Origin of the sequence: Streptosporangium sandarakinum, assembly GCF_013409935.1 — a bacterium.
GTDB lineage: Bacteria > Actinomycetota > Actinomycetes > Streptosporangiales > Streptosporangiaceae > Streptosporangium > Streptosporangium nondiastaticum.
The window spans coordinates 1-18,138 of sequence record NZ_JACCCO010000002.1; the positions used below are offsets into that span (position 1 = coordinate 1).

Annotated in this window: 18 protein-coding genes and 2 pseudogenes; 5 read left to right on the top strand and 15 right to left on the bottom strand. The window is 71.3% G+C overall.

Translation table 11 applies throughout. The features are described 5' to 3' along the window. The 3 genes from HDA43_RS18585 to HDA43_RS18595 form a co-directional block, all read right to left on the bottom strand. Positions 1 to 723 (bottom strand): hypothetical protein (locus HDA43_RS18585; protein ID WP_218912309.1); only part of this gene is annotated, 723 nt, incomplete at its 3' end. A 158-nt stretch (positions 724 to 881) separates the two neighbouring features. Continuing rightward, entirely contained in the window at positions 882 to 2,075 is a 1,194-nt protein-coding gene (locus HDA43_RS18590; protein ID WP_179823448.1) for a hypothetical protein, read from the bottom strand. A gap of 4 nt (positions 2,076 to 2,079) precedes the next feature. Further along, on the bottom strand, positions 2,080 to 3,159 hold the full coding sequence (locus HDA43_RS18595) for a HesA/MoeB/ThiF family protein (protein WP_246424520.1): 1,080 nt from the start codon (positions 3,157 to 3,159) through the stop codon (positions 2,080 to 2,082). 260 nt (positions 3,160 to 3,419) lie between these two features. Between HDA43_RS18595 and HDA43_RS18600 the strand changes: the two genes are divergently transcribed. After that, complete coding sequence (locus HDA43_RS18600; RefSeq protein ID WP_179823452.1) at positions 3,420 to 6,281, top strand: AfsR/SARP family transcriptional regulator; 2,862 nt, start codon at positions 3,420 to 3,422, stop codon at positions 6,279 to 6,281. Positions 6,282 to 6,358: 77 nt separating this feature from the next. Here the strand turns inward: HDA43_RS18600 and HDA43_RS18605 are convergent, their stop codons facing one another. Both HDA43_RS18605 and HDA43_RS18610 read right to left on the bottom strand, forming a co-directional pair. Further along, on the bottom strand, positions 6,359 to 7,759 hold the full coding sequence (locus HDA43_RS18605) for an alpha/beta hydrolase (RefSeq protein ID WP_218912310.1): 1,401 nt from the start codon (positions 7,757 to 7,759) through the stop codon (positions 6,359 to 6,361). Between the two features lie 501 nt (positions 7,760 to 8,260). Continuing rightward, positions 8,261 to 9,211 carry a helix-turn-helix transcriptional regulator gene (locus HDA43_RS18610; protein ID WP_179823456.1) on the bottom strand — a complete coding sequence of 317 codons (951 nt, stop codon included), beginning with the start codon at positions 9,209 to 9,211 and terminating at the stop codon, positions 8,261 to 8,263. Between the two features lie 187 nt (positions 9,212 to 9,398). On the opposite strand from HDA43_RS18610, the pseudogene HDA43_RS36735 reads away from it, so the two are divergent. The 3 genes and pseudogenes from HDA43_RS36735 to HDA43_RS36440 form a co-directional block, all read left to right on the top strand. Beyond that, positions 9,399 to 9,485 (top strand): annotated as a pseudogene (locus tag HDA43_RS36735) (carboxymuconolactone decarboxylase family protein); the annotation flags it as partial. 49 nt (positions 9,486 to 9,534) lie between these two features. Beyond that, complete coding sequence (locus HDA43_RS36740; protein ID WP_376770522.1) at positions 9,535 to 9,735, top strand: carboxymuconolactone decarboxylase family protein; 201 nt, start codon at positions 9,535 to 9,537, stop codon at positions 9,733 to 9,735. After that, complete coding sequence (locus HDA43_RS36440) at positions 9,710 to 10,357, top strand: YdeI/OmpD-associated family protein (RefSeq protein WP_218912311.1); 648 nt, start codon at positions 9,710 to 9,712, stop codon at positions 10,355 to 10,357. Before HDA43_RS36740 ends, HDA43_RS36440 begins: the two co-directional genes overlap by 26 nt. Before the next feature lie 403 nt (positions 10,358 to 10,760). On the opposite strand, the gene HDA43_RS18625 is transcribed toward HDA43_RS36440, so the two are convergent. The 4 genes from HDA43_RS18625 to HDA43_RS18640 all read right to left on the bottom strand — a co-directional run bounded on the left by HDA43_RS18625 (position 10,761) and on the right by HDA43_RS18640 (position 13,314). Further along, the gene (locus HDA43_RS18625) at positions 10,761 to 11,021 is read right to left on the bottom strand and encodes a hypothetical protein (protein WP_179823458.1); all 261 of its coding nucleotides are present in this window, start codon (positions 11,019 to 11,021) and stop codon (positions 10,761 to 10,763) included. A 119-nt stretch (positions 11,022 to 11,140) separates the two neighbouring features. Further along, entirely contained in the window at positions 11,141 to 11,353 is a 213-nt protein-coding gene (locus HDA43_RS18630) for a hypothetical protein (RefSeq protein ID WP_179823460.1), read from the bottom strand. 543 nt (positions 11,354 to 11,896) lie between these two features. After that, complete coding sequence (locus HDA43_RS18635) at positions 11,897 to 12,406, bottom strand: hypothetical protein (RefSeq protein WP_179823462.1); 510 nt, start codon at positions 12,404 to 12,406, stop codon at positions 11,897 to 11,899. Beyond that, complete coding sequence (locus HDA43_RS18640) at positions 12,403 to 13,314, bottom strand: arginase family protein (RefSeq protein WP_179823464.1); 912 nt, start codon at positions 13,312 to 13,314, stop codon at positions 12,403 to 12,405. The genes HDA43_RS18635 and HDA43_RS18640 overlap by 4 nt, the downstream gene beginning before the upstream one ends. Positions 13,315 to 13,409: 95 nt before the next feature. On the opposite strand from HDA43_RS18640, the gene HDA43_RS18645 reads away from it, so the two are divergent. Continuing rightward, entirely contained in the window at positions 13,410 to 14,108 is a 699-nt protein-coding gene (locus tag HDA43_RS18645) for a CGNR zinc finger domain-containing protein (protein WP_179823466.1), read from the top strand. Positions 14,109 to 14,302: 194 nt separating this feature from the next. Here the strand turns inward: HDA43_RS18645 and HDA43_RS36835 are convergent. From HDA43_RS36835 to HDA43_RS18675, 6 genes and pseudogenes are all read right to left on the bottom strand, one after another. Continuing rightward, positions 14,303 to 14,436: pseudogene (locus tag HDA43_RS36835) on the bottom strand (IS5-like element ISMra2 family transposase); the annotation flags it as partial. Positions 14,437 to 14,442: 6 nt separating this feature from the next. After that, positions 14,443 to 15,018: a TetR/AcrR family transcriptional regulator gene (locus HDA43_RS18655; protein WP_218912312.1), complete on the bottom strand. Its 576-nt coding sequence runs from the start codon at positions 15,016 to 15,018 to the stop codon at positions 14,443 to 14,445. Between the two features lie 71 nt (positions 15,019 to 15,089). Next, positions 15,090 to 16,289, bottom strand: coding sequence for a ZIP family transporter (locus tag HDA43_RS18660; protein WP_179823472.1), 1,200 nt, complete (start codon positions 16,287 to 16,289; stop codon positions 15,090 to 15,092). Between the two features lie 151 nt (positions 16,290 to 16,440). After that, entirely contained in the window at positions 16,441 to 17,094 is a 654-nt protein-coding gene (locus HDA43_RS18665; RefSeq protein WP_179823474.1) for a DivIVA domain-containing protein, read from the bottom strand. A 183-nt stretch (positions 17,095 to 17,277) separates the two neighbouring features. After that, positions 17,278 to 17,460 (bottom strand): hypothetical protein, encoded by a 183-nt coding sequence (locus HDA43_RS18670; RefSeq protein ID WP_179823476.1) that lies wholly within the window; start codon positions 17,458 to 17,460, stop codon positions 17,278 to 17,280. 152 nt (positions 17,461 to 17,612) lie between these two features. Then, entirely contained in the window at positions 17,613 to 18,026 is a 414-nt protein-coding gene (locus HDA43_RS18675; RefSeq protein WP_179823477.1) for an SH3 domain-containing protein, read from the bottom strand. Positions 18,027 to 18,138: the final 112 nt, after the last annotated feature.

The window sequence follows — 18,138 nt, forward strand, 5'->3', positions numbered from 1 at the left end:
CGCCGCCGGCATGCCGTCCCCGTCGTCATCCGGCGCCGCCGCGGCGGGTTCGATCTCCGGTGCGGCACCGGCGCCACCGGAGACCTGACGCAGCCGGGTGAGGGTGTGGTCGAGCTGCGTCGCCAGGTGGGGGATGGTCGCCGGCGGCAGGTACGCCTCCGCGCCGGCGTCCAGCATGCGCCGTACCGGGCCGTGGTAGTTGACCCCGAGCTCGTCGTCGTCGATCTCGGTGATGACGAGCCGGGCTTCCGGGAACATCGACCGGAGGCTCCCGATCAGCTGGGGGCTGATCGGCGGTGTCAGCAGTACGTCGGCCGTCCTGGGGGCGGCGTGCATGTCGAGCACGACGTAGTCCGGGCCGAGTTTGTCGGACAGCGACACCCGGGCCGACGCCGGCAGCTTCATCGCCGTGGCGACGACCGTCACGCCGTCGTAGTCGATCGGAGGTCGTTCATCCGGAGGTCGTTCGCCGGTCTCCTCCGCGGTGGCGGAATCGACGACGGCGCCGTGGAGCACGGGAAGGGTGCTGGAGATCACCGCGATCCGCTCGCCGCCCTTTGTGACGGCCAGCTCCTCCCCGGGTTCGAGGGCGTCGACGAGCGCCAGGACGTCCTCGGGAAGGCGGGTGACGTCGATCGACCGGGCGGTCCGCGCGGCGCGCTTGCCCGCCATCAGGGCCGGAACGCGCTCGGGGCGGCGGATGGAGGCGGTGCCATGGAACAAGATTCTTCCACATCGGCCCGCTGTTCCCCCGGAAGACGGCGACCGTGGACCTGAGACGAGCGATCGGCCTCCCGGCTCCACGTCACCGGCGCCGGCCGACGGTGAGGACGTCCGGCCGGTGGCGGGTGAGCCGTCCGTCCGGGCGCGCGGCGAGGAGGCTACCGCCGGACGTACTCCCGGATGGCCAGGGTGGCGGCCAGGAGGTACGGGCCGAGCAGCAGGGCCGCGCACAGCAGCGCGTACCAGAACCGCGGGCTGAGCGGTCCGAGCAGCAGCCCCTCGGCCGCCCAGGCCAGCACGGTCACCGCGACGGGGGCCACGAAGAAGACGAACCAGGCCAGCACCACGGCGAACCCGGCCAGCCACACCCACCGGAACCACCGCCCGGCCCGCACGTCGGCGGGAGCGGCCGAGTCCAGCTCCGCGGCCTGCGCCGGGGTGAGCCCGCCGAACGCGCGCCGCAGCAGCAGCGTCTTGACCCGCCACAGGTCGCGGCAGCCGAGCGCGTTGACCAGCACCCCGTACAGGTCGGTGCGCAGGAAGACCATGCACTGCCACAGCAGGCCCGCCAGCTTCACGAACACCCAGGTCGAGAGCGTCGCGTCCACCACGGGGTCCGGCGACCACGCTCCCTGCCGGATCAGCAGACGGGCGCCCAGCAGCAGGCTGAGCAGGACCACGTCCACCGCCATCCCGCCGAGCAGCGGCCCGTAGCGGCGACGGCGCGGCACCGTCCAGATCTGGGAGAGATCGGTCTCCAGGACGAGCAGCATCATCCGCCGGTCCACCCCGAACCGGGACTCGACACCGATCGCCCGGGCGGCGAGCCAGTGCCCGCACTCGTGCAGAAACGTCGAGACCAGGACGAACGGCATGAGCAGCAGCGCGCTCAGCCCGATGTCGTCGAGCAGGAACGCGTCCCGGGCCGGGTCCGGGAAAAGGGACGGCGAGACGACGAAGACGGCCAGGCAGAGCAGTGCGAGGACGGCGTAGCAGGCCCAGGCCACCGGCCCGAAGAAGGGGCGGGCCACGCGCCGGCTCACCCCCGCCATCCAGCGCCGCATCTGGATGGGCGCGGTGCGCACGGCCCGGCGTTCCATATCGGGCCGGTCGTCGACGAATCCCAGTTCGGCGAGGGTCGCCACGAACGACGGCATGTCCACGGGCTCACCGGCGAACGCCTCGGCCTCGGCCGCGGCCTCCTCCTCGGTCGCGCCGCGCAGCAGCGCCGAGATCACCACTCCGCCCACGGCGGGCATGGACACGAAGGTGCCGGTGGCGGGATCGCCGACCAGGACCTCGTCGCCCTCCTCGACCACGCTGAGCGGACGCAGCTGGACCGTGCCGCTCATCGGCTCACCGCCGGGCCAGCGCGCACGCCGGGCAGTCGGGGTCACGGGGGAACGGTTGCCACACCGGGACGAGCCCGTTGAGCAGGTCGATGACGACCCGGGACCCGGCCGCGCGCGGCTGCTCGACGCCGGTCAGGTAGCGCATGGCCTCGTAGGCGACCAGCGACCCGACCTGCATCGCCATCGGCCCGGTGAGGCCGTTGGCGAGCCGCAGCCCGCGGGTGAGCCGCTGGGCGACCGCCGCGGTCGTGCGCTCCCGCGGATCGGGGAGGTCGGACTCGTCGCAGCGCAGGCAGGCGCTCACGCCCGGGTCGACGGAGAAGTAGATGAGCTGGGTGCGGGTCATCCCGCCGGCGACCCAGGGGACGCCCGCGCGCAGCGCCGCCTCGTTGACCCACAGGTTCGCGTCCGGATCGCCGTCGAGGCCGCCGGCGATCAGGTGGACGTCCTCGGTGAGGTCCTTGAGGTCGTCCGGGCCGGAGATCCACCGGTCCACGGCGCGGACCTCGATGCCCGGGTCGTACTCGCGCACCCATTCGGCGGCGCGGTCCACCTTCGACCGGCCGACGTCGGCGTGCCGGTAGAGGAACTGGCGGGCGAAGTTGCGCGGAGCGATGTCGTCGCGGTCCACCAGTGTCAGCGCGCCGACGCCGAGCCCGGCCAGGCACTGCACGAGGGACGAGCCGCCGCCGCCCGCGCCGAGCACGAGGACGTGGGAGTCTCGCAGCCGCCGGACGAACTCCGCCCGCGACCTGCCGAGCCGGGCGAAGACCCCGAAGAACGTCAGGTTGGAGAAGTGCCGCTCGTCGGCGTCCGGGTCGCCCAGCAGGCGTTCGGCGGCGTCCTCGACCAGGCCGAGGGAGTCGAGCCCGGCGAGACCGTCGCGGACGTCGTCTTCCGTGACGGGTACGCCTCGCGCGCTCAGCGCCGCGCTCAGTTCCTCCGCCGTGGCCGGCCCGCGGGCCAGCTCGTCGAGGAGCGCCGCGATCCGGCCGTCCGGATCGGCCAGCGTGTACGCCTCGCGCGGGTCGTGGACCACCACCAGCTCGTCACCGAGAGACTCCCAGGCGCACTCTTTCAACATCACCTGCATCGCTCATCCGCATCGCTCGTCGGGAGGGAGAGGGCCGGGAGGCGGCCAGAGCCGCCTCCCGGCCTACTGAGAGGCGGTGCCTCAGGTCATGAACTGGGTCGCCTTGACGGCCTCCACCTTGCGAACCTCGATCTTCACCTTGTCCACCTCCTTCTTTCCGATGTCCTTGATCAAGGTCCTCCCTTCGCCCACAGAAACCGCATATGGTCGCCATAGAAGGGACAGAACCGCTGATCGTTCGGGGAGACGAAGTGGACTTCGCGGTCCTCGGACCGGTCCGGGCCGCCGACGCCGGGCAGCCGATCCGGCTGGCTTCCAAGGCTCGTACGGTGCTCGGCGTCTTCCTGCTCCATCCGAACACCGTCCTGTCCAGGGACCGGCTGATCACCTCGGTGTGGGACGACCCGCCCCGGTCCGCCCTGCCGAACCTCCAGACGTACCTGACCGCGCTGCGCCGCGCCGCGATCGAGGTCGAGACCGTGCCGTACGGCTACCGCCTGTGTCTGGGCCCCGACCGGCTCGATCTGCTCGCCTTCGACGAGGCCGTACGGCAGGCCCGGCTGGAGGCGGCGCGCGGCGACGCCGCCACGGCGAACCGGCTGTTCACGGAGGCGCTGGCGCTGTGGCGCGGCCGGCCGGCAGAGGACGTACCGCTGGCCGCGGCGATGCAGGCGCGCGTCGCCGAGCTGGAGGAGCGCCGGGAGAACGCCCGGCTCGGCTGGATCGACGTGCGCCTGCGGCTCGGCCTGCACGACGAGCTCGTCGGTGAGCTGACGCCGCTGGTGGAGGCCGCGCCGCTCAACGAACGCCTGTGGCACCGGCTCATGCTGGCGCTGCACCGGGCGGGCCGCCGCGCCGAGGCGCTGGAGGCGTACCGGCGGGCCCGCTCGACGCTCGTCGCCGAGCTGGGCGTGGAACCCTCCCAGGAACTACGCGGCCTGCAGGCGGCGATCCTCGACGACGCCCCCGTCCCGCCCCCCGCGCTGGAGACGGTCCGGGAACCCGTCTGGACGGGGATCTGCCTGCTCCCGGCCGACATCGCCGACTTCTCCGGCCGCGAGGGCGAGACCCGCGACCTGGTCGCCGCGCTGGACGGCACCGGGACGGCACCGGTGATCGTGACGTTGTCGGGGCCGCCCGGGGTCGGGAAGAGCACGCTGGCGGTCCATGTCGCGCATCTGGTGCGGAAGCGGTATCCCGACGGGCAGCTGTTCGTCCGGCTGTGCGACGCCTCGGCGTCGCCCCGCGACCCGTCCGACGCGCTAGCGGAGCTGCTGCGGACGCTCGGCGTGGACTCCGCCGGCATGCCCTCCTCCGTCGGGGAGCGGGCGGCGATGTACCGGGCCAAGGTCGCCGACCGGGCGGTTCTCCTGCTGCTGGACGACGCGGCCGGCGAGGCCCAGGTGGAACCGCTGATCCCCGGGACCCCCGGATCGGCGGTCCTCGTCACCTCCCGTGGGCCGCTGCCCGCGCTGCCCGGCGCGATCGCGTACCCGCTGGACGTGCCGCCGCCCGCCGACGCCCGCGATCTGCTCGCCGGCGTGGCCGGGGCAAGCCGGGTGGCGAGCGACCCCGAATCGGCGGAGGCGATCATAGGCGCCTGCGGGCGGTTGCCCCTCGCGCTGCGCATCGCCGGAGCGCGGCTGGTGACCCGGCCGGCCTGGCCGCTGGCCGAGCTGGCGCGGCGGCTCGCCGACGCCTCGGCGCTGAACGAACTGCGTGCGGGCCACCTGGACGTCCGCGCCACGTTCGAGGCGAGCTACGCGGCGCTGTCGGCGCCCGCACGGCACGCGTTCCGGCTGCTCGGGTCGGTGGCCGCCGACGGCGTGGCCGCCTGGACGGTGGCCGCGCTGGCGGGCACGAGCACGCACGAGGTGGACGGCCCCCTGGAGGAGCTGGCCGCCGCCGGGCTGGTCACCGCCGGTGACGCCGACGCCGCGGCCGAACCCCGCTACCGCATGCACGACCTGCTGCGCGGCTTCGCCGCCGAGCTGTTCGCCGCCGAGGAGAACGGGCGGAGCCGGGCGGCGGCGCTGCGCCGGGTCGCCGCCACGGCCCGGGACCACGCCGCCGCCGCCGCTCGCGAACTGCCCCTCGCCTTCGCCCCGCCGCCGCCCGGCGTCCCGGACCGGACGCCGCCCTGCCCGGAGGGCGGTGCCTGGCTGGCGGCGGAGCGCGCCGTGCTCGTCGCCGTGGCCGAGACCGCCGCCCGCGCCGGGCTGGTACGCGAGGCGGCCGAACTCGCCTACGCGCTGGCGCCGTTCCTGATCGTGCGCGGTTTCCACGACGACGCCGTCCGCGTGCTGGGGACGGCCTCCGGCGCCGCCGCGGCGGCGGGGGACGTCACCGCCGAGACGCACCTGCGGCTGGTGCGCGCCGATGTCGAGGTGGACCGCATACGCGCTCGCGGGGTCGCCGACGAGTTCCGCCATCTGCTCGGCCGCTGCTCACGGGACGGGGATCGGCACGCCGCCGCGTACGCGTTGCTCGGGGTCGCCGCCACCCTGGAGACGGACCTGGGGTCCGCGCTCGCCACCGCCACCCTGGCCGCCGGGCGGTTCGACGCGCTGGGCGACCCGCACGGCCTGCTGAGCGCGTGGACCGAGATCGCCGCGGTCCAGTTCTACCTGGGCCGCTACGATGACGCCGCGGCGACCTGCCGCCGGGCCCTCGCCCACGCCGAGGGGCACAGCGCCGTCCACCGGGCCCGCTTCCTGCGCACGCTCGGCGTCGCCCGCTACGAGACGGGCCACGTCGAGGAGGCGATCGGCCACTACCGGGCCTGCCTGGACCTCTGCCGGGACCTGCGGTGGGCCACCGGGGAACGGCTGGCGCTGCGCCGGCTGGCCCAGGCCGAGGCCGCGCTGGGCCGCCATGACACCGCCATCGGCATTCTCGCCCAGTGCGCGGAGATGTACGTCAACGCCGGAGACACCCAGGGAGAGGCGCTGATCGCCTACACGCTGGGCGAGATCAGCCGGTGGCGGGGCGACGAGCGGGCCGCGCTGGCCCACTTCACCACCTGCCTCCACCGGCTCGACCCGCTCAACGAACCCGTCTGGTCCGCCCGCACCCGCGACCAGATCGCCCGCTCCCGGGCCGCCCTCGGCTGACCGGTCACGCGGTGCCCGTGGTCGCGCCACGGCCCGGGTGTGTGACGTCTCCTCTTCCGGCGTGCCCGGCGATGCGATCAGCAACTCTTGTCGCGGGTGGGCAGGTTTCCGGTGGTCAGGAAGGAGGTGACGGTCTGGTCGCCGCAGGTATTGCCGTTGGCGAGGTAGACACCGTGACCGCCGGAGTCGACGGCCACCATGCGAGCCCGCTGCCCGAACGCCCGGCGCATCTTCAGCGCTCCGCCGTAGGGCGTGGAGGGGTCACGCAGGTTCTGGATGAGCAGGACGTTGGCGGGCCCACGCGAGGTGATGCGCACGGGGGGTTCGGCGGGCTTGAAGGGCCAGAACTGGCACGGCCCCGCGTTGACGGGCATGCCCGCGGTCAGCGGGTGGGCGGACCGGCTGCTCGCCACCTGGCGCTCGTACCCGCTGGTCGAGTCCTGCCACTCGACGTCGTTGCACATGGTGGCGCCGGCGGTGGCGGCGGTGTTCTGCATGGCCGCGGCCGGGGGTGTGTTCGACGGAGGCAGTTCGCCGGTGGTCAGGGCGGCGTGCATGAGGGTGGCGAGCATGGGGAAGTTCGCGTCGGAGTACAGGGCGTTGAGCATGGTCTCGCGCAGGAGGTTGCCGTTCAGTTCTTCCGGATTGGCGCCCGGCCAGGGCAGGGGCTCGCGGTCCAGCTCGGCGGCGAGGTCGAGGAAGGTCCGGCGGACCTGCGCCGGGTCGGTGCCGAGGCCGTACTCGCCGTCGCGGGTCGCGGCCCAGGTGGCGAAGTCGGGGAAGCGGTCTTCCACGCCGACGGTGTAGTTGGCCAGCCACCGGCGCGCCACGCGGCGCGGATCGGGATCGTCGTTGCTGTCCAGGATGACCCGGTCGGTGCGCTGCGGGAACATGGTGGCGTAGACGGCGCCCGCGTAGGTGCCGTAGGAGACGCCCCAGTAGGAGATCTTCTTCTCGCCCAGCGCCTGGCGGATGCCGTCGATGTCGCGGGCCTCGTTGCGGGTGCTGATGTGCCGGATGAGCGGTCCGCCGTTGTGGGCGCAGGCCTCGGCGATCCTGCGTGACCAGGCGAGGTTGTCCGCGATGCCGCCGTCGGCGTCGGGATACGGCTTGAGCTTGGTGACCGACAGGTCGCCGGTTGCGAGGTCGCACGAGACAGGCGAGCTCTGGCCCACGCCGCGCGGGTCGAACCCGATGATGTCGTAGCGGTCGAGCACGTCCTGCGGCAGTTTCTTGACCTGGACGCTGGGGCGGTTCAGGCCGGGGCTGCCCGGCCCGCCGGGGATGAGCAGCAGCACGCCACGGCGCAACGCGGGCTTGGCGGTCTTGATCCGCGACACGGCCAGCGAGATCGTCGGCCCGCCGGGCTTCCGGTAGTCCATGGGGACCCGCAGGGTGGCGCATTCCTGGCGCGGATCCACGCCGGAGCCCGCGGGGCAGGAGGCCCATGAGGTGGCCGCCGCCTGGGCGGGGGTCATGAGGGCTGTGGCAAGGATGGCGGTGGACGCTCCGACGGCTGACAGTCTCGCGAGGCTTCGCATCAGGATTTCCCTTTAGTGATCGTTCGGCTTGTGTCAACGACACTGCCGCACCGCTGATCTCCAACCCAGAGACCTGGTCATCGAAGACCCATGACGTCATCACGAACGGGACAGAACCCCCAGTCGGCGGCATAGCAGTACCAGAGCCTGTACGAAGTCCGGATCTTCAGGCCCGCCGGAGGCTTCGAATCCGCAAGACGGTTCCGGCGGGCAGGTCAGACAGCCGCCGGGTGTCCTGCCGAACCGGAGGGCCGGCCCACGCCGCTCCTTCATGGGGTCCCGGTGGTCCTGGCCGAAAAACCACCCGCGGACCGGCGGTGCGGCGTGTCTCGTTGAGCGGACCTCGATTGAGACGGTCAAGATCGCAGTCGCACTTCGTGGTGGCTGGCGACATCCGTCACCGCAGGTAGCCGTGTCGGCGATCGGCGGGTGTTTGTGTTACTGGTTGTCCTTGAGGAGTTGTCGTGTGCGGGTGAGGAATGCCTGGCGGACCTCTTCCGGGTGCAGTATCCGGAGTGGTCGGCCGAGGCTGAGCAGGTAGCGGGCCAGGCCGTCGGCGTCTGGCCCGCCGATGTCGATGATCGTGGCGTCATCGCCGTCCGGGTGGTGGACGCCGACCGTTGGTGGCACCAGCCTGCGGGCCTCATCGGCCGGTACGGCCAGGCGGATGGTCACCCGCACCGGGTAGGGCTTCAGCGCGATGCCCGTGCTGACCATCTGTGCTGGATCTGGTGGGTCGGGCAGGGCAGTGGCCTGCCCGGTGGCTGTGGCATCGATGATGCGATCGGTACGGAAGGTGCGCCAGTCCTGCCGCGTCAGGTCGTAGGCGAGGAGATACCAGCGGCGGCCGGTGTAGATGAGCCGGTAGGGGTCCACCCGGCGGGTGGACGTCGTTCCGCCCCTGTCGCGGTAGGTCAACTGGGTGCGTTCGCCTCGCCGGCACGCGGTGGCCAGGTCGAGCAGCAACGCGGGGGAGATCTGGCTGTCGTCGGGTCGTGCGGTGTGAGTGAACGCGGCGTCCAACTCGCCGAGCCGGTCGGCGATCCTGGCCGGCAGCACCTGGCGTAGTTTCAGCAGCGCCGACAGGGCTGCCTGGTCGCTGCCGGAGACTCCGCTGAAGGCGGCGGTGCGCAGCCCGACAGCGACCGCGAGGGCCTCCTCCTCGTCAAGGATCAGTGGCGGAATGCTGGTTCCGGGCCCGAGGTGGTAGCCGCCCCATGGGCCCATCTCCGATTCGATGCCGTAGCCGAGTTCACGTAGCCGGGCGATGTCCCGGCGAACCGTCCGTTCGGTGATCTCCAGCTGGGCGGCCAGATCAGCGCACGTCCAGGACCGCCGCGTTGACAGCAAAGACAGCAGCCGCAGCAGCCGCGCCGAGGTGTTGATCACGGCTGACAGTCTGCTCGATAACCAGGACCGTTTCTGACCGGGTCATACCGTAACGTCGCCGGCATGACCGAGAACTCCTCGGCCGAGAAGTCCATTACGACGACGATGACCTCCGCCAAGGTGCGTTAGATGGCGGGCCCGGATGGGCGCACGTGACCGACGAGGGGCAGGCCCCATGGAAGCACGCATGAAGAGCGTGGCGAATCCCGACGTGATCACAGGGATCCAGCATCTCCACAAGGCGATTCACGCCGGTGGCGTCGACCCGCTCGTGCTCGAGCTGGTCCATCTGCGGGCCAGCCAGATCAACGGCTGCAGCCCGTGTGTTGTTCGCCGGCGTCCAGTCGGCGAAGAAGCATGGAGAGACCGAGGAGCGGCTGCACAACGCGGTCACCTGGCGCGAGACCCCGTTCTTCACCGAGGCGGAGCGGGCGGCGCTCGCGCCGACCGATCCAGCGCCACTTCCGGCAGGCCCCCGTCCTGGGCTCCCACCTTCGGGTGACCGCCGACGACCATACCTTTGATGATCATCAGGGGCACATGACGATGAGCGACGAACTACTGGAACTGACCGTTACCGATGCCCGAGCCTGGCGGGAGTGGCTCAGCGGACACCACGACGGCTCGGCAGGGGTGTGGCTGGTCCTCGCCAAGCAGAACACGACCCACCCCACCAGCCTGACCTATGACCAGGCGCTCGACGAAGCCCTGTGCCACGGCTGGATCGATGGTCGGCTACGACGGCGGGATGAGACCACCTTCTGCCGGCGCTTCACCCCTCGCGGAAGGCAGAGTCCCTGGTCAGCGCGGAATGTTTCCATCGTCACCCGTCTGATCAGCGAGGGCCGGATGCATCCGGCCGGAATGGCCGAGGTCGAACGCGCCAAGACCGACGGCCGCTGGGACACGGCCTACGCGGGACAAGCCGGTATCGAGGTACCAGCCGACCTGGCCGCCGCATTGGCCGCGAAACCCCAGGCGCAAGCGATGTTCGACATCCTCACCTCCCAAAACCGCTACGCCGTTCTCTATCGGATCGCGAACGCCAAACGCGCCGAGACCCGAGCCCGCCGTATCACCCAGTTCGTTGACATGCTCGCCCGCGGCGAGGCGATCCACCCACAAAAGCGCACCCTCGGCAGTTGAAGGCCGACCCACTCCTCTCCCCGCCTCGCTCCTCCAAGCCCACGCACATGGCGGCTCGGTGTTCGGCCAGACCCGGACCCCCCGAGAACCCGTCATGGGCGCAGGCTCGGCTCGACAACGGCCGGGCGCAAGGGGTGCCGGCCGCCTCCGTCCGACCGGCGAGGTGCGGCGTGGTGATGGTGCCCTGCTGGGCGTCGCCGGCACGTTCGGGGTGAACCACCGCAGGTCGGCAACGCCGACAAATCCAGCAGATGCGCGTCCATGCCGCGCATCCACTCCAGCTTCTCGATGGTCGCCTTCACCGGCCTGGCCGTCGCCTCCACCGCCGGAGTCGTCGGCCAGGCCGGCGCGTTCGATCAGCGCCCGGATCGAGGCCCCCGAACCGGGGCTGAACGGTGCCGCATCAACCGATGAGATTCTCTATACCGATCCCCGCGGCCGCGAGGACGGCGGAAAGGGACGTGATGGCGAGCACGACGAGAACGCACCCGCCCGAGGGAGGTTTCGGCGAGTTCATTTTGGCGGCGGTCTCGTGGTAGAGCTTCACGGCGGGGTCGTTTTCGTCGTCGTAGTCCCCGTTGTGGTAATTGACCATTTTCGCGGCACACAATGCGCAGAGTCTTCCCTCTGACACCTCATTGCCGCAGGCGTTGCACTTCGCCATGCTCTCACCCTCCGCGTGGTTCGGATATCGGAGCGTATCGATCCAGGCGGAGCCTCACACCTGATATGCCTGCCGGATGTGTTCCCTGGCCGTCAGTTCACCGATACCACCGGGACCTCTCAGCGCTGGCGCCGCAGAGTCCAGAACAACCAGTTGCCGTTGGCCGCGCACGTGGCCACGTCCCAACCCTGACCGCCGAGTTCGGAAAGCACCGCGACCACCTCGTCGTAGCTGCCGGAGAACTTACGCTCGCCGCTCCCGGGCATGTTCACCCGGATGGCCTCCAGATCCCATAACCACTCGACAACGCCGAACTCGTACCGGAACATCATCGCCCCACATCTGTCGGTCGCCGCAGGCAGCAGGAAAATAACACGGCCTCGTGACCTTCGGACGGAATGCCGTCGGGAAAAGGGGTCGAGAAGAATCGCCACAGGATATGGAGGCAGCCCGTCCACCGGTCGATGGTGAGTCGGCCCACCGCATGGGCCCTATCCGCTTCGGTGGGCCTTTCCGGTGGCGGGGGTGAGGCGGCGGACGCCGTCACCGCGGTCAGGACGAGCGGCGCGCCGGCGGCGATGGTGATCCCTGAGGCGTGTCTGACAATTCAGCGTGGCGGAGCCAGAGCAGCAGGGAAGCGATGGTGACACCCGCGAGGTAGCGGCCGGCGATCTGGTCGGACCGCTCGGGGATGACCGCGCCGATGAGGGTGTTTCGGACATCCAGTCGTTTGCAACAACTCATGAAACATGATCGCCGCAGGTGGACCGCCGGACGGTGGGGTGCTTCATGAGCGACCGCCTGTGAAACATCGAGAAGTACGTCGACGCGTGGTGCCCTGCCGGTAGCAGGCCCGGCCGTTGCATCGAGGCCTCTCACCGTAGGCGGCGGGCGTTGACCTCTTGGTCGAGCCGCCAGGTGTGTCCGCCGTCGGTCGATCGTTCGTTCCGCCAGTGGAACGTGTCGGCGGTGATGTCGGCGAAGGCCCAGCGGACCAGGTCGCTGCCTGCGGCGCGTTCCATGACGATCTCATCGTCGATCTGTCGGGCGTACATGTGCACCAAGTCGCCGCGGGCGGTGCCGTGGAAGGTGAACCGCCACAGTCGCAGGCGCGGGTCCCAGATTCGTACGCACAGGCCGCACTCCTGGTCGGGCGCACGCCCCGTGTCGGGGAGTTCCTGGCGCCCGGGCCATTGCCAGACGTCCAAGACTGCTCTGCCCTCCAGGGCGTAGCCGAACTCCCATTCACCGCTGACGCTGCGGGCCGGTGAGCCGTCGGTGGGGTAGTAGGTGATCTGGGTCACCCAGTGTCCGGCCAGGCGTCCGAACTGCTCCATCTCGGTCGCATACAGGTCGCTGGGGCCGTCGGCGAGCAGCGTCTTCATGCGTGCGCCTCCACGGTCGCAAGCGGGGTCAGAGCGGAGGCGAGGCAGTCGACGATGGGGGCGGCGTACACGCCGTCCGGGTCGCGTTCCGGATCGTAGATGGCGACGTCGAGCCCCACCACCCGGCCGGTGCCGACCAGGGTCGAGACGAGCTCGGCGAGCTGGGAGAAGTCCAGGCCGGGACGGCCCGGAGAGTCCACTGCGGGCAGGACGCGTTCGTCGAGCACATCGAGGTCGAGATGGAGCCAGGCGCGGTCCAGCCCGCGCCGCTCCAGGTGGGTGATGATCCGCCCGCCCAGATCGGCGATGCCGATCCGCTGGATCTGCTGAGCGGTGAACCGGGTGACCGGGGGCATCCCCGCGTCCTCCCGGTCACCGATCTGGATCACGTCCTCGTCGGCGACCAGCGGTCGGCCCACCACCGGCCAGTGCGTGAGCAGCAGCTCACCACGGCCGGTTGCCAGGGCCAGATCCATCCCGGCTGCCGAGCCGAGGGACGAACCGGCGTCGTAGTTGCCAGGATGCCGGAAGTCGCTGTGGCCGTCGAGATGAACCAGGCCGCAGCGTCCGTCGCGCCGGGCCCCTAACAGGCACCCCAGCAGGATGCTGCAGTCGCCGCCCAGCACGACCGCGAACCGGGACGCGGCGAGCGCGGCCTGGACCGCCTCGCCAAGCCGCAGCGCGTGCTCGCGGATGGTCACTCCGTTGCGGACGCGGGTCGCCGGCTGCGCGTCGAACTCGTACGGCGGACGGGCGAGTTCCACCACCCGGGCCGGCCGCAGCCGCGCCTCCAGCCCCGCCGACAACAGCGCTCGCGGGGCCCGCCACGTGCCGGGCTCGCGGCCCGGCGCGGGCGGTCGCAGGCCGAGATTCCAGGGGGCCGCGATCACCTCAACGGCAGCAGCCATGGCCCTCTCCTTTCAACCGGAAGACATTCCAACCGGATAACATCATTACACTGGTTGGATGGAACGAGGCAAGCCGAGGAAGGCGGTCATGGGCAGTGGGAAGCATCCAGGCGCACACCTTCAGGCCCCGCGACCTGGTCGGTGGGCACATCATCATCGACCTGGTGAACACGGTCACAGCGCGTGACACCGAGCCGATCGACTGGCTCGATGGCTATCCGCGCCTGCTGGAATGGGCCGCCCTCACCAGTCAGTTCGACCCCGTCGCCCTCACGGTCTTGCAGCGGCTGGCCGACACCGAGCCCGACAACGCCGCGCTGGCCCTGGACCGCACCCGCGAGCTGCGCGAGGCTCTGCACGATCTCATCACGACACTGATCCGCAAAGACGCTCCAGCCTCTCCGCAGGCGGTCGACCAGGTTGAGAAGCACTGGAAGCACGCGGTCGCCAGTGCTCGCCTCACCGTCCGCGGGAACACGCCACAACCCCAGGTCAACGTCGAGACCTCGGGGCTTGAGTACCTCAACCACGAGCTGGCCCTGCAAGCGTTCGACCTGCTCCGGTCACTGCCGCTCGAACGCACCCACGTCTGCCCTGGCCTGCGGTGCGGCTGGCTGTTCATCGACCGCTCCCGAGGCGGCCGCCGCCGCTGGTGCGACATGGCCACCTGCGGGAACGCCGCCAAAGGCCGAACCCACTACCAACGGAAACGGCAAACCGCCAGCAACCGGGCCACCATCACCCGCCCAACGACCAGTAGCTCCACACATCCCGTTGCCGAGCCCTCCGCCTGAGGCGTGTCTGACGATTCAGCGTGGCGGAGCCAGAGCAGCAGGGAAGCGATGGTGACACCCGCGAGGTAGCGGCCGGCGAGCTTGTCGTAGCGGGTGGCGACGGCTCGCCATTGCTTGAGCTGGGCAAAACACCGCTCCACGACGTTGCCGCCGGTCAGGTGCAGGGTGAGCGGCAGGCCACGGCTTTCGGTGATCAGATGGAGCTTGGTGGTCGGCCCGCCCCGGGACCGGCCGAGGGCCTGCCGTCCTTGGGAGGCTCTCGCGTCGATCGTCCCTCCGTCGTCCCCCTTTTCCGAGCGCCGGCGGCATGCTGGTGAGCCCGGGCGATCACGCCTTAGGCCCGGAGGCCGCGGAGGTTCCTCCTCACCGTGCGTGCGCAGAGGGCCCTGAAGTCGTCCTCTTCCAGGCCGACGCGTCCGCCGAGATACAGCTGGACGAGTCCCTGGACGGGCGAGGTCAGGGCCAGGGCGGTCTCCAGCGGGTCGTCGGGGTGCAGCAGACCCAGGCGCATGCCTTCCTCGGTCAGCTCGACGACGCGGGTGAACGCCGGTGACCCGTTCCGCCGGAAGTCGTCGGGGAAGCGCCTGGCCCGGTCGCGCCGATCGGTCATCAGGAACGTGTACAGATGCGGGCGGCCGAGGGCGAAGTCCAGGAAGTCGTCCAGCAGGCACATCAAGCGGGTCTCCCAGTCGCCGTCCGGGACCTTCGTTCCCCAGTCTTCGCCCAGTTCGTCGAAGGTGCGGTCCGCCACGGCGGCGAGGAGGGCCTCGCGTCCGGGGTAGTGCTTGTAGATCGCCATGGCGGTGACGCCGACCATCTCCGCCACCCTCCGCATGGTCACCGCGTCGGCCCCCTCACCGACGAGGATCGCCCGCGCGGCCTCGGCGACCCGCTCCTTTGTCGCGTTCACGGTGTACAACATAAACCATCGGGGTGTACGACTGACGGAGCGGCGGCCGGGACCGGCGGGGGATCGCGTCTTCAGGCGAGGGCGGTCAGCAGGGCGCGCCGTTGCCGTTCAGTGAGGTCGGCGACCCACTGCCTGCCGTCGAGTCCGGTGCTCAGCAGCAGGGCGTGGACGGTGACGGGGGTGGCGCCGGGCAGGGCGAGCAGGATCCGGCGGATCGGGGTGCGGCGGGTGATCTCGTCGTCGCGCTGGAAGACCTCGGCCAGGCTGAGCTGCCCGGCGGTCAGCGCCCTGCGCAGCTGCGCCCTGCTGAGGGTGGCGGCCGGCGCCGGGCGGTGCGGCGGCGGAGCCTGTGTGGGCACGGGCGGGGTGGCGGCCGGCCCGGTGCGGGGGAGTCCGGCGGAGGGCGTGGCCGCCGGGGCGGGATGGGACGCCTTCACGGGGTCGTCGTCGCCGCCCAGGATGTTCGCGGTGATCAGCAGGACGCCCGCGCAGACCGCCGCGACGGCCGCGGCGGTGATCTGCCGCCGGGACAGCCGGCCGCTTCTCCGCTTACTGGCGGCGAGCTTCATCCCGACGATCGCGGTACGGCACAGCACACCCATGACCATGCTGAGCAGGATCGGCACCAGGGCGGCGGGCAGGGGGCTGATGGTGGCGATCACGACCCCCACGGCCGGGCTGATACAGGAGACGATCAGCCAGGGGGTCAGGCGCTGCTTGGCGATGTCCAGCAGAGCGGCCAGGGCGAGACCTTCGCTGGCCGAGTGCACGACGAGCGCGATGATGACGACGATGGAGGCGGTCAGCGCCAGGGCGGCGCCCTCGATGGCGCGGTGCAGCGTCAGCGCGGCGGCGGTGCCCATGCCGCCGAACACCGCGGCGTCCATGCCCTGTTTGACGCGGCGGTGCAGCCCGGGGCCGTGCAGGGCGGTGCGGGCGGCCGCGTCCTCGGGGCAGGCGCAGCCGTGGCGGGTGAAGTAGGTGATGACCAGGAAGCCGAACGCGGCGGCCAGGGCCAGGCCCCACAGCGGGACTCCGGTCTCGGCCGCTTCGCTCCAGGCGTCGGGCAGCAGGTCGACCAGCGCGGTGACCAGCATCATCGCCGACGCGATGGCCAGCCACAGCGTCATGCGCTCGGAGTCGCGCCGGGCGAGGTAGGCGCCGACGAGGGTGGAGACGCAGACCAGGAGCACCGCGCCCCAGGCCGCCTGGTGGGGAGGTTGTGCCTGCGGGACCGGCCCCATTGCCCAGGCCAAGGCCGATGGTGGCATTGGTGAGCACCTCCTGATGATCTGAAGGGGTGGGTGAACACGGTGGAAAGCGCACGGGAGGCAGGGGGTACGGCGCGGCGCGGCCGTCGCCGGTGAGATCCGGATCGGCGCCGCCCGCCCTCCGGAAAGAGGGCGGGACGGCCGGTGGTCGTCAGCCGGTGGGCCGTTCGGGGGCGGCGTGCCGGGCGGACGGCGGGGCCTGTGCGGGGCCGGTGAGGTCCCGCAGTTCGTCGAGCAGGGCGTGCAGCCTGCTGATCTGACCGTCGAGCGCGTCCTTGAGGTCACCGCCGGATGCGGTGACGACGGCGCGCAGGCTCTGGATCCGCTCGTTCAGGACCTCGGGGGAGACGGCGGGGTCCCGGGGATGCCGTGTCGAGGCGTCGCACCAGGCGGCGCGTTCCAGTTGCCCGGCCGTACGGCGGGCCTGTTCCAGGATCGCCTGGGCCTCCTGATGGGCCAGGGCGAGGGCGCGGTCGGCCGCCTGCCGGACGATGTCGGAGACGTGGGCGCCCTCACCGCCGGCCGCCCGCTCGCCGTTCCCGTTCACCGCGGCGCGGGCCCGTAGCTCCGCGTTGTCGCGCAGCACCCGGATCAGGGTGGTCTCGACCTGTCCGAGGAACTGGTCGACCTCGGTCAGGTCGTAGCCCTCACGCAGCCGGACGACGGTGAACACCTGGTTGCGTACCGCGGCGGGGGTCAGCAGTCCCGCGGCCGCGGGCGGGTCGGGGAGCGCCGGCGCGGCCGGCGGGCCGTCCTGTCCGGCGTGCTCGGCAGATCCGTGTCCGTGTCCGTGTTCTTCGCCCATGGACGTCTTCACCGTTCTTTCGCCGTTTCGAGGTTCCGAGGTTCCGAGATGAGCTGGAAAAGGGACAGAAGGGGTCGGGCGTGTGTTCCACCGGTCGCGGGTTCGCGTGTTTCCGCCGGGGGCCCGCCATCGGGCTCTCCTCGCCGAGGACGGTGAGAACCCGATGGCGGGCGGTACCGGTGATCAGTCGTGGCCGCAGGGGCAGTCGTCGTCCCCGTGGCCGTCGTCCCCGTGGCCGTCACCGCCGTGGTGGTGGGGGTGCCGGTCACCCCACTGCGGATGGGCGACGCGCTGATCGGCCGGAATGTCACAGCCGGTGCCGGCGCACTGCGGGTCCCGGGCCGGGGTGCCAGGTTCGTCTGTCATGGAAACGCCTCCGGTGTGTTCTGTTCGCTGAGATCGCACCTGGGTCGATGGGGTCGCCGCGGAAGACCACGGCGCGGAACGCGATACCGGGCGCGACGCCGCCTTCGCGGCGAGGAGCGCGGCCCGGCGGCCGGCCGGCGCCGCCGGGCGGGTCACCTCCGGCTCACCCGGCGCAGGTAGTAGCCGAAGGACCAACCGGACGTGCCGGTGGGGGTCTTGACGGCGATCCAGCCGTGGCGGGCGGTGCAGGAGCCGTAGACGCGGCCGTCGGCCACCCGTAGCCGTCCGATGGGCCGGCGGTTCAGCCCCGGTCCGGAGCGGACGCGCAAGAAGCTGCCGCGCCGTACATGGACGACCCGGTAGCCGCAGGTGCGCGCCGAGGAGGTGGTGGCGCCGGCGGCGGGAGGGTTGACACCGGTGGGCCGGGGGGCGGCGGTGGTGGGGGTGCCGATGCCGGTGGGCCCGGGGCTGCCGGAGTCGGCCTGCGCGGATGGAACGCCGATCGCGAGCAGGCCGGCCGCGGCGCATGCGGCCAGCGCGGGGAGGATCCGCTGGGTGTTTCGCATGGGACTTTTCCTTCCGGTGAGCATCGCCGTAACCGGTTGAGCGCCGGGGGCCGGACGGGTCTAATGGGGATCGACCTGCGATGTTCACTCTTCGTGGTTACCCGACTACTGA

Coding starts and splice junctions, on each gene's coding strand:
- HDA43_RS18660 (WP_179823472.1), bottom strand. CDS start 16,289: ATGCCACCATCGGCCTTGGCCTGGGCAATGGGGCCGGTCCCGCAGGCA.
- HDA43_RS18640 (WP_179823464.1), bottom strand. CDS start 13,314: ATGGCTGCTGCCGTTGAGGTGATCGCGGCCCCCTGGAATCTCGGCCTG.
- HDA43_RS18675 (WP_179823477.1), bottom strand. CDS start 18,026: ATGCGAAACACCCAGCGGATCCTCCCCGCGCTGGCCGCATGCGCCGCG.
- HDA43_RS18635 (WP_179823462.1), bottom strand. CDS start 12,406: ATGAAGACGCTGCTCGCCGACGGCCCCAGCGACCTGTATGCGACCGAG.
- HDA43_RS18665 (WP_179823474.1), bottom strand. CDS start 17,094: ATGGGCGAAGAACACGGACACGGACACGGATCTGCCGAGCACGCCGGA.
- HDA43_RS18670 (WP_179823476.1), bottom strand. CDS start 17,460: ATGACAGACGAACCTGGCACCCCGGCCCGGGACCCGCAGTGCGCCGGC.
- HDA43_RS18605 (WP_218912310.1), bottom strand. CDS start 7,759: ATGACCCCCGCCCAGGCGGCGGCCACCTCATGGGCCTCCTGCCCCGCG.
- HDA43_RS18590 (WP_179823448.1), bottom strand. CDS start 2,075: ATGAGCGGCACGGTCCAGCTGCGTCCGCTCAGCGTGGTCGAGGAGGGC.
- HDA43_RS18595 (WP_246424520.1), bottom strand. CDS start 3,159: ATGTTGAAAGAGTGCGCCTGGGAGTCTCTCGGTGACGAGCTGGTGGTG.
- HDA43_RS18625 (WP_179823458.1), bottom strand. CDS start 11,021: ATGGCGAAGTGCAACGCCTGCGGCAATGAGGTGTCAGAGGGAAGACTC.
- HDA43_RS18630 (WP_179823460.1), bottom strand. CDS start 11,353: ATGATGTTCCGGTACGAGTTCGGCGTTGTCGAGTGGTTATGGGATCTG.